This is a genomic window from Bacillus cereus group sp. Bce019 (genome assembly GCF_051781745.1).
Taxonomy (GTDB): Bacteria; Bacillota; Bacilli; order Bacillales; family Bacillaceae_G; genus Bacillus_A; species Bacillus_A cereus.
Window position 1 is genome coordinate 1 of sequence record NZ_JBPWJX010000163.1, and the last position, 267, is coordinate 267.

Sequence of the window (267 nt, forward strand, 5' to 3'; positions counted from 1 at the left end):
GGAAATCCCTTGGCCAAGCAATAATGCCAATCATAATAATCGCCTAGCTCAAGGTAGTCTGCGAGATGTTATGGTCAAAGACGGTAATATTTACGCTGTAGGTTATAACACATTTTATAGCGACCAGAATTTAATGCAGGCTAGTGTTTCAATTCTAAAAATTGAGGGTGACGATACTCTTAGTTTTACCAATACCAAGCCAGTTGCAGAGGCTACTGTACGAGAAAATGGTAATAGTGGTGACCGCCGCATTTACTCAAATTCGCT

General features: G+C 40.4%; 1 protein-coding gene. It reads left to right on the forward strand.

The genetic code is table 11. The features are described from left to right. Positions 1-267 (forward strand): hypothetical protein (locus tag ACS2QP_RS27855; protein WP_438883082.1); only part of this gene is annotated, 267 nt, incomplete at both ends.